The following is an 11,890-nucleotide window of genomic DNA, read 5'->3' as shown; positions in this document are numbered from 1 at the left end:
CTGTTCAGATAATACATAATCTTATGAAGAAGAGAGAAGAGAAATTGTTTTCAAATTCAGAACTTATTCCAGAGGTTATAAGTCTTCTGGAGGAAGGACATACCGTGACCTTGCCACTGAGAGGATATAGTATGCGGCCCTTTCTTGAAGACAACCGTGACAAGGCATTGCTCATTCGGGCGAGAGACCCTAAAGTGGGAATGCCCGTGCTGGCAGAAATAGGCGAGAATTATTTCGTATTGCATAGGATTGTGAGCATAAAAGGAGAGAATGTGGTACTTCGTGGCGACGGAAATATCGGTACCGAACGCTGCAAGCTCTCTGACGTAAGGGCGGAGGCAATAGGATTCTACCGCAAAGGCAGGGAACATATCGACAAGACCAATGGCCTGAAATGGTGTCTATATTCGTTTCTGTGGACAAGACTGACGCCTCTCATAGTGCGTCGCTACATACTTGCTGCTTATCGCAGGATTGTTAAAACCGAAAATATCAATTGAAAAATATGCGTAAGAAACCTGGATTTAATCTTCGTGACGTCTGTGGAGAGCAGATTGTCGTGGCTGAGGGTAAAGAGAACATAGACTTCAGCAATATCATAAGTATGAACGAGACTTCGGCCTTCCTTTGGGAGGCTTTGGGAGACAAGGAGTTTGATGCCGATATGATGGCTTCTTTACTTTTGGAAAAGTATGATGTTGATGCAGAAGTGGCAAAGGCAGACTGTGAAAATTTGCTTCGTGGGTGGAGTGAAATAGGTATCGTGGAATAATAAAGACGACATGATCTTATGCTCAAACATATGTTCTGACAGTAGGTTGAGGATAACCAGTTGGTGCATGTTGGTATGGGCGTTGTTCTTTGTTATAGCTAAAAGTCTTGCTTTTTGTAGCTATAAGAATTGTTCATTGTAGTATAAAATGCATTTTGTAGCTATAAATTGCTCTTTGTAGTGTCCTTTTTGATAAATTAATAATGGCGGTTTCCCTTTAGACTTTATGTCTTGTTGGGGAAACCGCCATTATCCTTTTATATTCGTTTGGTTCTTTTGTTCCAAATCATGTGTGTCAGAAGCTTACTTCATCTTTTCAACAAAGAAGTCTGCAATCTGTCTGAGCAGGTGGTTGCGAGTGTTGCCACCATAGATGCTGTGGTTGCGGTTGGTGTAGATGTTCATGCGGAAATCCTTGTCTGCCTGAATAAGAGCCTCCGTGTATTCATATGCGTTCTGTGGATGCACGTTGTCGTCTGCAAGGCCATGACAGATAAGGAGGCTGCCGCTGAGACCAGCCGCTCTCTTGATCGGGTTGGTGTCGTAACCTGCAGGGTTCTCCTGAGGAGTACGCATATAGCGCTCTGTGTATACGGTGTCGTAGAAACGCCAGTCTGTTGGAGGTGCTACTGAAACACCTGCCTTGAATACGTTTCTTCCCTCGCTCATGCTCATGAGAGTGTTGAAGCCACCGAAGCTCCATCCCCAGATGCCGATGTTGTTTTTGTCTACGTATGGCAGAGTGCCAAGATAGAGAGCTGTTTCCACCTGGTCTTTCGACTCAAGGTCGCCAAGCTTGAGATATGTGCACTTCATGAATTCTTCTCCTCTTCCGCCAGTGCCGCGTCCGTCAACGCAAACCAGGATGAAACCTCTGTCAGCGAGATATCCGTCATAGAGACATCCGTTGCCCATTGAACCTACTGCCCATGAGTTTGTAACCTGCTGACTGCCAGGACCACTATACTGCCACATGATGACAGGATATTTCTTTGATGCGTCAAAATTGTGTGGCTTTACCATTATGCCGTTTAGCTTTACTCCCTCGGATGTCGTGAAGGTGAAGAACTCCTTCTGTGGAAGGTTGTATTCCTTGAGCTTGGTTTTCAGCTCGCTGTTGTCATTCACCATTGCGATGCGCTTTCCGTTCTTGTCACACATTGAGTATTCGAAAGGAGTGTTTCTGTCGCTCCAGATGTTCACGAAATACTTGAAGCCCTTGCTGAAAGATGCAGAGCTCCATCCGTCGCGTTTTGTCAGACATTCGGTCTTGCCGTTCTTTGCCGTTACATATACTTCGCGGTTCATCGGATCCTTGCCTGCAGCCTGATAATAGGTGTTGCCGGTCTTTTCGTCGTAGCCGTAAACATCGGTCACGTCATGTTTGCCAGTAGTGATTTTCTTCACCAGACTGCCGTTGATGCTGTAGAGATACAGCTGCATGAAGCCGTCGCGGTCGCTTGGCAGCAAGATATGGCTGTCGGTAATCTTGATGTTTGCCATGGCCTCCTCCTGAACATATTTGGCGTTCTTCTCCTGGATGAGCATCTTCGCTACTGTGCTTCTTGGATTTACGGCATATAGGCGGAGGTCGCTCTGATGGCGGTTGAATGTATAGACGATGATTTTCTCGGCATCTTTAGTAGCTACGATGCGTGGAATGTATCCGTCAGCGTCGAGTGGTACCTGCAATTTCCTTGTCTGATGCGACTTGATGTCGTAACTGAATACTGCCACCGTAGAGTTCTTCTCTCCAGCCTTAGGATATTTGTATGAGTAGAGACCAGGGTATGTGGCATATTCCTTGTGTTCAGGATATTCCCCCTTGAACATCTGCAGAGAGTATTCACGTACGTCCTTCTCGTCATACTTTATCCAGCATATCATGCTGCCGTCGCCATTGAAAGTCATGGCCGTGTTGAATCCGAACTCCTCCTCGTTCACCCAATCTGGAATACCGTTGATGAGTTCGTTCTTCTTGCCGTCTTTCGTCACCTGGCTCTCGGCGTTGTCGTAGAGCAGTTTTACAAGGAAGATGTTGTTGTCACGCACGAAAGCAATCTGCTTTCCGTCTGGTGACCAGACTGGTGTCTGCTGTGCTCCGTTGTCAGACAGCTTCTCAAGCTTGCGGCTTGCGATGGTGTAGATGTAGAAGTCGGCTGTGAAAGAACGTCTGTAAATCTTGTGTGAATTCGTCTGGATGAGCATCTTTGTACCGTCAGGACTCATAATATAGTCTTCGAAAGACTCTATTTTCTGACCGATGGTGTTGTTCACGTCAAACAGCACGTCGGTTTGTTTGCCGGTGCGGAAGGAGTATCTCACCACCTTCTTGCCGTCTTTGCTAACCTGGGCATAGGTCTCTCCGTCGTCGAGAGCCGTGATGCTTCCAATTCCTTTGGGGGCGAACTTGCCGGACGTGATGTCCTTGAGTGACAAGTCGTTGCCAGCCAAAGCAGTTGTAGCGCTAATCAATAAAGCTGCGCACATTAGGAAAAATTTTCTCATAATTAAATTTATCTGTTTTTATAGTATTTCTATATCTATTGCAAAATTAGCAATTATATTGCAATTAGTACTCATGATTAAACACAATTTAACCCAAATGGGTTGTTACCCGGTGTTGAGGATTTGCATATTGTGTGAATAGTACGGTTTGTAGGGCTTTAACCATTCTTTAGTCCATAGATTATCAATTTTTAATTGTATCTTTGCATTTACATTTTATCAGAAACTGTTGATGCTATGTGTTTAATCCCGACGACAGTTGGATGGCTTCTGTCTTGGTGATATTTGATGGGGCTACGAATAAAACGTATTGCCGGCATCAGGTATTTCCCTGACTTACCAGTAATAATAGAATATGCCAACTTATATATAAATATTATATGCCGAATTATAATTCTTATAGCGAGTGGATAAGAAGGAAATTCCCGTTCAGGGTTCAGAAAATTTCCGTGGATGCCGGTTTTTCCTGTCCTAACAGAGATGGAAAGGTTGGTAGGGGAGGTTGTTGCTTCTGCGACAACCGTTCATTCAATCCTGCCTATTGTGACACGGAACAGAGTATTACAGACCAGATAGAGAAGGGTAAACAGTTTTTTTCGCACAAATATCCAGACATGAAGTATCTTGCTTATTTCCAGGCTTATAGCAATACATATGCTGGTGTTGACACCTTGCGTAGGAAATACGAGGAGGCTTTGGCGTGTGATGATGTTGTGGGACTTATTATAGGAACCCGTCCCGACTGTATCAACGACGAGATTCTGGATTATCTGGAGTCATTGAATCGTCAGACTTTCCTCACGGTAGAGTATGGGATAGAAAGCACAGAGGATTCCACATTGTTGAGAATAAACCGCGGTCATGATTTCGGTTGCTCTGTCCATGCTATAGAAGATACTTCAAAAAGGGGAATTGTCACCGGTGGGCACGTTATTGTGGGGTTGCCTGGAGAGTCTGCCGACGACATTATAGCTCAGGCTAAAAAAATATCTGCAACATCTCTCGACATTCTGAAAATCCATCAGCTACAGGTCGTTAGAGGAACACGGTTGGCTGAGGATTATGAGAGAAAACCTTTTCATGTCTTCTCGGTTGACGAATATATTCGCACAATCTCAGAGTATATCCGCAATCTACGTCCTTCGATTGTCATTGAGCGTTTCGTTTCCCAATCGCCAAAGGGAATGCTTCTTGCTCCAGACTGGGGGCTGAAGAACTATGAGTTTACAGATAAATTGAATAAATATCTTCGAGAGAATGACATTCGCCAGGGAGACGCTCTTTAATCCGGATCAACCATTTGGGCTTGTTGTGTTAAGGCTTGTTTCCACCTTCTGCTACATGTGTTTAATGATTACAGAAAAATCGTTGTCTTGGATGAATTTGGTAATGTCTGTCTTTGGATGGCACCGCATATACTTTTCGGTAGCCTTGACAAATTTAGTGTCGAAAGCCTTTTCTTCCAAGACCTTATTGCAGAGCCACATTATTTTCCCCAGATGTATATCTCGCTCTATCTGAGGTCTTTTGTCGAAGTTGGGCATCTGGTGGATGCTCATCAGATAGAAGCAGATGGCATCAGGCACAATGTTCTTTCTGTTCATAGTTTTGCGCTGCGTTTCCGGATAGTATTTCCTGTAAAGAGGATAATCTTCTCCGAGATATTTGTCTATGGAGATTCCTATCGTGCTGTTGCCGATAATGATGCTTTGGTCAAGGGCGCCAATCTGCATGTATATCCTTGGAATCACAATTTTAGGATAAATCTTCTGCAGGTTCGTGAATGCCTTATTGAACTGGTCGTTCAAGTCGTCAACGTTAGCATACTGTGATTCTGCATCGCTTATAAGTGTCTGTAGTGTAGAGTCTTGATAAAAAGTCTGGAATATCTTGTTTATCTCGGGGTCGTTTACTTCGCCCAGCTTGAGCATATCCTCAATGAGTGTTCTTGTCTCCATCGGGTAGTCGGTGTTCATCTGCTGAAGGGCAGAAAAGTCGCTCGTGGTGAGGTATTGACTTTCCAACCTGTCGTAGCGGCAGATTTCAATTTTCTGCGGTTCGCTATACAAGAAGTCGAAAGCCTTGAACTTATATTCGCATGAGCAAAATGCTATCTGAATACAAATGAATATTATTATGTATATGAATCTTCTCACTATAAATTCTCTTCCTATTGTTTTTTTGATATTGCAAATTTACTAAAAAATATTATTTGCACAAAATTTAAAGCTAAAAATTACAAAATTCTAATTGCTTTTGTGTGTTTATTGTTTAAAATGGTTTAAAAATCTGCACATCTTGCCCTCGGTGTGTAATTATTTTGAGTTTGTATGCCTCAGTTTTCTCCTTTGTTCCTATTCCTAGTTCTCTGGCAGGAGCGGTAAATGTAAGTTGAAAATATTTTGCAGAATCTTTTTTGTGTTAAATATTAGGGCAGTTGGATAATTTGTTGTAACTTAGCACCCAAATTGTAAAATGCGCTTAAAACGCAAGGAAATGCCCTTAAAACGGGAATTTAAGAAAATTAACAGATTAACTAATGGATAGTAACAACACTATTGATCAAGACAGAATTCTCAAGATTAACATTGAGGAGGAGATGAAATCCTCATACATCGACTATTCTATGTCGGTGATTGTTGCCCGTGCGTTGCCTGATGTGCGCGACGGTTTCAAGCCTGTGCACAGAAGAATACTCTATGGAATGATGGGTATTGGCAATACAAGTGACAAGCCTTATAAGAAATGTGCTCGCGTTGTCGGTGAGGTGCTTGGTAAGTATCACCCACATGGTGACAGTTCTGTATATGGAGCCCTTGTCAGGATGGCGCAAGACTGGAACATGCGTTACACACTCGTTGATGGTCAGGGAAACTTTGGTAGCGTGGATGGCGATTCTGCTGCTGCCATGCGTTATACTGAGTGCCGACTCTCAAAGATGGGAGAGCACATCATGGATGACCTTAACAAGGATACGGTTGACATGACGAACAACTTCGATGATTCGCTCGTTGAGCCGACAGTCATGCCAACAAAGATTCCAAACCTGCTCGTAAATGGCGGAAACGGTATTGCTGTAGGTATGGCGACAAATATTCCGACCCATAATCTCGGTGAAGTCATTGACGGATGTTGCGCATATATCGATAATCCAGAAATCGATGTTGACGGACTGATGCGTTATATCAAGGCTCCGGATTTCCCTACAGGTGCTTATATATATGGTATACAGGGAGTGAAAGATGCCTACGAAACTGGTAGGGGACGCATTGTCATGCGTGCGAAGGCTGAGATTGAGAGTGGTGATTCGCATGACAAAATTGTCATTACGGAAATACCTTATGGCGTGAATAAGGCTCAGCTTATTACATATATCGCCGATCTCGTCAAAGAAGGAAAACTCGATGGTATAAGCAATGCCAATGATGAGTCTGGTCGTCAGGGTATGCGTATCGTCATTGACGTGAAGAAGGATGCCAACGCAAATGTTATCTTGAATAAACTCTTCAAGATGACGGCTCTTCAGAGCTCATTCTCAGTGAATTGCATCGCTTTGGTTAAAGGTCGTCCACGTCTGCTTACTCTCAAGGAATGCGTTCATCATTTTGTTGAACATAGACATGACGTTACAATTCGTCGTACTAAGTTTGACTTGAAGAAAGCCCAGGAAAGGGCACATATCCTTGAAGGCCTTATCATCGCCTGTGACAACATCGACGAGGTGGTACACATTATCCGTGCATCCAAAACTCCGTCAGACGCACAGCGCAATTTGGAAAAGCGCTTTGAGCTCGATGAGTTGCAGTCTAAGGCAATCGTTGATATGCGTCTCAGCCAGCTCACTAGTCTGCGTCTTGAGCAGTTGCATGCCGAATATGAGGAGTTGGAGCGTCAGATCAATTATCTGCAGTCTATCCTCAACGATCCGGAACTTTGCAAGAAGGTAATGAAAGACGAGCTTCAGGAAGTGAAGGAGAAGTATGGAGACGAACGACGCACAGAGATAAAATATTCAAGTGAGGAATTCAATCCTGAGGACTTCTATCCTAACGATCCTGTAGTTATCACTATCAGTCATCTTGGTTATATCAAGAGAACTCCTCTGAGCGAGTTCAGAGAGCAGTCAAGAGGTGGAGTGGGTAGCAAGGGAGCCCATAGCAGAGAGCAGGACTTCACAGAGTTCATCTATCCAGCCACAATGCACAACACCATGATGTTCTTCACCAAGAAGGGACGTTGCTACTGGCTGAAGTGCTACGAGATTCCGGAAGGAAACAAGAGCAGCAAGGGCAGAGCGATACAGAACCTCCTCAATATCGAAAGCGACGACAGCGTCAATGCATTCTTGCGTCTGCGCGGTCTCGACAACCAGGAGTTCATCAACAGCCATTATGTAGTGTTCGCCACAAAGAACGGACTTATCAAGAAGACCTTGCTTGAAGCCTATAGCCGTCCGAGAGCAAACGGTGTCATAGCCATCAACATTCAGGAAGGTGACGAGGTGGTAGGAGTAAGACTTACCAACGGACACAATGAACTGGTGCTTGCAAACCGTAACGGTAGGGCTGTGCGTTTCGATGAGAATGCCGTTCGTGCAATGGGTCGTGTATCTACCGGTGTACGCGGAATGCGTCTCGACGGTGGAGACGACGAAGTTGTAGGAATGGTTGTAGTCAACAAGCCTGACGAGGAAACCATAATGGTTGTGAGCGAGAATGGCTACGGCAAGCGTAGTCTTGTTGAGGACTATCGCGTAACCAACCGTGGTGGCAAGGGAGTGAAGACTCTTGGAATTACAGAGAAGACAGGACGCCTTGTTGCCATTAAGGTAGTGACAGACGAGAATGATCTCATGATCATCAACAAGAGTGGAATCGTGATCCGTCTGTCTGTGAAGGAATGCCGTGTGATGGGACGTGCCACACAGGGTGTAAGACTGATAAACCTCACGAAGAAAAATGACGTCATTGCCAGCGTATGCAAAGTGATGAGCTCAGAGCTTGAGGCTGTTGTCGAAGATGAGAGTCGCAAACAGATGGTTGCTACAAACGAAAGGATAAACCAGGATTCCACTTCCGCTCCAGCCACACAGTTTGAAGACGGTGACCATATAGAGGAAAGTGATTCTGTTGCCGATAACAATGATGTGAATAACGAATAACTATAATCTTAAACAATAATGAAAATGAAAAAACTTATGGTTTTTGCGTTGGCTACACTTTGCAGTGTGTCAATGTCTGCACAGGATATCAAGACTATCCTCGGTGCTAACGACTACAAAGAGGCCCTTAACATGATTAAGGCTGGTGAGGCTTCTCTCTCTAATGAGAACAAGGCCAAGGCATATAATAAGGTCGTTGACCTCGCTTTGGACAAGTTCCTGAAGGAGCAGGTGACAAAGGCTGACCCTGCAGCCATGTATGATGCTGCCGAGGCTGCCATCCAGGCTGCTTTGGAGTGTGACAAGTATGACAACATGCCTAACGAGAAGGGTAAGGTAAAACCTAAGTTCGCCAAGAACGGTACTCGCCTTGCTCCAGTTCGCGCTTCTCTCGTATCAGAGGGAGAGGCTCGTTACAACGAGAAAGACTACAAGGGTGCTTCAAGAGCATTCGGTATGTATGTTGATACAAACTCAGAGAAGCTCTTCGCAACAGGTCAGCCAGACCAGTTCGGACCTCAGATCGCTTATTTTGCAGCACTCTCTTCTTTCTATGCACAAGAGTTTGATCGTGCTGAGAGATATTCTGACGCAGCTCTGAATGACTCTACTTATGCCAATGACGCAATGAACCTGAAGCTCAACGCTCTTCAGAACACCATGAAGACCAAGGCTGACTCTATTGCTGCCCAGAAGAAGTTGGAGGACCTTTATGCCAAGTTCCCTAACAACCAGGCAGTATTCAGCACTCTCACAGGTCTTCTCCTTTCTCAGGGCAAGAAAGACGATTTCAACAAGCTCATCGACAACGCTCTTGCAGCAAATCCAAAGAACTTCGCTGCTGTGGCAATGAGAGGCCAGTCTTATATGAACGATCGTAAATGGCAGGAGGCTATCAACGACCTGAAGAAGGCTCTCGAGATCATGCCTGACAATATCCCTGTAACAGCTTCTGTAGGTAACTGCTACATGTTCCTCGCTCAGGAGAAGGCAGAGCAGATTTCTGCCAAGACCAACGGTAGAATCCCTAAGTCTGCAGAGGATGTGATCGTCGGCGTTTACAACCAGGCCATTGACTATCTGACAAAGGCAAAGGACATGGACAAGAACATGGAATACAAGACCAGCTGGGCTTATTCTCTCTATACTTGTCTGTATCGCACTTTGGGCGATGAAGATCCTAAGACCAAGGAGGCAGAGGCTCTGACCAAGTAATCTCTGATCAATAGTATATTGAAAGGGCGTACCAGAATTGTGACAATATAAGTTGTGGCTTTTTGTGTGTGGTTCCAGACAAACACTCTATACTCACTTTTAGTTCCGGCTTTGGTACGCCCTTCTCTTTTTATATACTTCTTTTTTACCGGCATATTCAATTTTACATATATTTCAGGTATTTACTTTTAGGGTAGATTAATTTTTTTTATGTTAGTGGGATAATGAAACGTTTGCTTGTAATTTTATCTATAATCAGCCTTTTCCATTCATTTGCCTTCGCTCAGAAGAAGGAAATCTCTCAGGCACAGACTTACGTCAAGACAGGTAAGAATCTGGACAAGGCAGAAGCGAGTATGAGGAAACTGCTTGCCGACTCTGCAAATCATGCCAATATCAAGATATGGCACACTCTTACAGAAGCTATCCGTCTGCAATATGAACAGGCCAACGAGCAACTCTATCTCAAACAGAAATTCGACACGGCTTCTCTATTCAACATAGAGCTTCGCATGTTCCAGGCTTATGAGTCTATGGACAGCGTTGATGCCCGACCCGACCACAAAGGAAGGGTGACGATAAAATACAGGAAGCGTAATGCTGAATATCTGAGCGTGTATCGCAAGAATCTTTATAACGGAGGCGTGTTCTTCTTGTCCAAGCAGAATTACAAGTCCGCTTTCAATCTCTTCGACGCATTTCTCGACTGTGTCAACCAGCCATTGTTCTCAAACAATAAATTGAGCATGACATCGCCTTCAGAGCTCTCTGCGGCCTATCTTGCAACATATTGTGGAGTGAAACTCGGCAATTCGGAACTTGCCCTTAAGTATTCGTCTTCCGCTCTCGACTATAAACCCGGCAGGGAAAAGACCTTGCAGTTCTTGGCAAATATCTATAGCGAGAAGAAAGATACCGTATTATACAGGGAATCCCTTAAAACAGGCTTTGATGAATATCCTCAAAACGAGTTTTTCTTCACCCGTCTTGTAGACTTCTATAACGGAAAGAATCAGATAGATTCGGCAAACGTTGTAGTTGACAAAGCCTTGATGGCTGATAGCCTGAATACACTCTTTCTTTATGCCAAGAGCAATCTGCTGCTGAATATGGGTGAATACGGGAAATGCGTGTCCGTCTGCGACAGTCTGATTGCCCGCAACGACACCCTTGCCGATACCTATTATAATGCCGGTGTAGCCTATATGAACATGGCTTTCAAGGCTGAAGGCAAATCTCAGATGAAGAAATATTATAAGTGCTCCTTGCCGTATATGGAGCGATACCGCGAACTTGCTCCCGACCAGAAAGACAAATGGGCAGCAGCCCTATACAACATCTATCTCAATCTTAACATGGGAAAGAAGTTTGAAGAAATAGTGGGGATTTTGAAGAACTGAAATAATCCCAATCAATATTAAAAGTCCTCAATCGGTCATTGGGATTAGAAAATGAAACAATCCCAATCGGCCATTAGGTTACAGTTTAGTGACGGTAAAAGAATAACTTGGTATGATTTCACCGTCACTCAGTCATGATGACAATGACAGCCGGTGGTTCTTATTTCTGACTGTCATTGTCGTTTTTGTCAGTTTCCTCGTTTATGCCTCTGCTGTGCTTCTTTGCATATTCCACATAGTCGTAAGGCTCCATACCTTTTGGAAAGAAGTCTGCCAATACAGCTTTTGCCTCTTCTGGATTCTTGTCTACCGCGTCTTTCAAGTATCCTATAAATTCATCTCCCATACCCAGATAGTTGCTGCATGCCGCAAGGTAAGCCAGTCCGCGTGTCCTTTCAGGATCCTTTTCAAACACTCTCTTGAGAAACATATACGCATATTGGTCCATGCTGTGCTCATACAGAGACACGGCAATCTGGAATGTATATTCAGTTGGGTTGTTTGTCAACTTATAGCCATTGTAGAATGCTATGTTTGCATCTTCAAACCTGTTCATGCCCAGCAGGATGCTACCTTCCACGAGATACGTTTCAGCGTCAAGTTTTCCGTATTCCTTCAGCTTCTCCAGATATTTGAATGCCAATTCGTTGTTCCCCATCCATCCGTAAGTGATGGCGAAATCTCTGCAGATGTCAATCTTGTTGGCAGTTTCTTCTGTGCATTTCGTTTCTGCGCTTTTCAGGTAGGCAAGAGTCTTGTCCATATCCTGCATGCAGAAATAACATCTCGCCATCATCATGTCGCTCTGTTCTGAGTCTACGATTTCCGCACTCT

General features: G+C 44.3%; 9 protein-coding genes. 6 read left to right on the top strand and 3 right to left on the bottom strand.

What is annotated here, in order from left to right; translation table 11 throughout:
* Positions 1-23 precede the first annotated feature (23 nt).
* Together QVO99_RS02135 and QVO99_RS02130 are read left to right on the top strand one after the other, a co-directional pair.
* On the top strand, positions 24-500 hold the full coding sequence (locus QVO99_RS02135; protein ID WP_022315944.1) for a S24/S26 family peptidase: 477 nt from the start codon (positions 24-26) through the stop codon (positions 498-500).
* A 5-nt stretch (positions 501-505) separates the two neighbouring features.
* Positions 506-772, top strand: coding sequence for a PqqD family protein (locus QVO99_RS02130; RefSeq protein ID WP_022315943.1), 267 nt, complete (start codon positions 506-508; stop codon positions 770-772).
* 303 nt (positions 773-1,075) lie between these two features.
* Here the strand turns inward: QVO99_RS02130 and QVO99_RS02125 are convergent, their stop codons facing one another.
* On the bottom strand, positions 1,076-3,280 hold the full coding sequence (locus QVO99_RS02125) for a S9 family peptidase (protein WP_022315942.1): 2,205 nt from the start codon (positions 3,278-3,280) through the stop codon (positions 1,076-1,078).
* Between the two features lie 380 nt (positions 3,281-3,660).
* Between QVO99_RS02125 and QVO99_RS02120 the strand changes: the two genes are divergently transcribed.
* Positions 3,661-4,566, top strand: a complete 906-nt coding sequence (locus QVO99_RS02120) for a TIGR01212 family radical SAM protein (RefSeq protein WP_022315941.1) — start codon at positions 3,661-3,663, stop codon at positions 4,564-4,566.
* 51 nt (positions 4,567-4,617) lie between these two features.
* On the opposite strand, the gene QVO99_RS02115 is transcribed toward QVO99_RS02120, so the two are convergent.
* Positions 4,618-5,436, bottom strand: a complete 819-nt coding sequence (locus QVO99_RS02115) for a gliding motility protein GldB-related protein (protein ID WP_022315940.1) — start codon at positions 5,434-5,436, stop codon at positions 4,618-4,620.
* 383 nt (positions 5,437-5,819) lie between these two features.
* Here QVO99_RS02115 and gyrA point away from each other — a divergent pair, with 383 nt between their 5' ends.
* From gyrA to QVO99_RS02100, 3 genes are all read left to right on the top strand, one after another.
* Positions 5,820-8,441 carry a DNA gyrase subunit A gene (gyrA, locus tag QVO99_RS02110; protein WP_022315939.1) on the top strand — a complete coding sequence of 874 codons (2,622 nt, stop codon included), beginning with the start codon at positions 5,820-5,822 and terminating at the stop codon, positions 8,439-8,441.
* Positions 8,442-8,465: 24 nt separating this feature from the next.
* Entirely contained in the window at positions 8,466-9,656 is a 1,191-nt protein-coding gene (locus tag QVO99_RS02105; RefSeq protein WP_022315938.1) for a tetratricopeptide repeat protein, read from the top strand.
* A gap of 233 nt (positions 9,657-9,889) precedes the next feature.
* On the top strand, positions 9,890-11,056 hold the full coding sequence (locus QVO99_RS02100; RefSeq protein ID WP_288176879.1) for a tetratricopeptide repeat protein: 1,167 nt from the start codon (positions 9,890-9,892) through the stop codon (positions 11,054-11,056).
* A 160-nt stretch (positions 11,057-11,216) separates the two neighbouring features.
* Here the strand turns inward: QVO99_RS02100 and QVO99_RS02095 are convergent.
* On the bottom strand, positions 11,217-11,890 hold a 674-nt coding region (locus QVO99_RS02095), incomplete at its 5' end, for a tetratricopeptide repeat protein (protein ID WP_369678103.1).

This window comes from Prevotella sp. CAG:592, assembly GCF_000436015.1.
GTDB lineage: Bacteria > Bacteroidota > Bacteroidia > Bacteroidales > Bacteroidaceae > Prevotella > Prevotella pectinovora.
This window is presented reverse-complemented; position numbering and strand designations above follow the sequence as displayed.

Bases quoted from the DNA above. Each gene is read 5' to 3' on its own strand.
- QVO99_RS02105 (WP_022315938.1), top strand. From the start codon at position 8,466: ATGAAAAAACTTATGGTTTTTGCGTTGGCTACACTTTGCAGTGTGTCA.
- QVO99_RS02125 (WP_022315942.1), bottom strand. From the start codon at position 3,280: ATGAGAAAATTTTTCCTAATGTGCGCAGCTTTATTGATTAGCGCTACA.
- gyrA (WP_022315939.1), top strand. From the start codon at position 5,820: ATGGATAGTAACAACACTATTGATCAAGACAGAATTCTCAAGATTAAC.
- QVO99_RS02130 (WP_022315943.1), top strand. From the start codon at position 506: ATGCGTAAGAAACCTGGATTTAATCTTCGTGACGTCTGTGGAGAGCAG.
- QVO99_RS02135 (WP_022315944.1), top strand. From the start codon at position 24: ATGAAGAAGAGAGAAGAGAAATTGTTTTCAAATTCAGAACTTATTCCA.
- QVO99_RS02120 (WP_022315941.1), top strand. From the start codon at position 3,661: ATGCCGAATTATAATTCTTATAGCGAGTGGATAAGAAGGAAATTCCCG.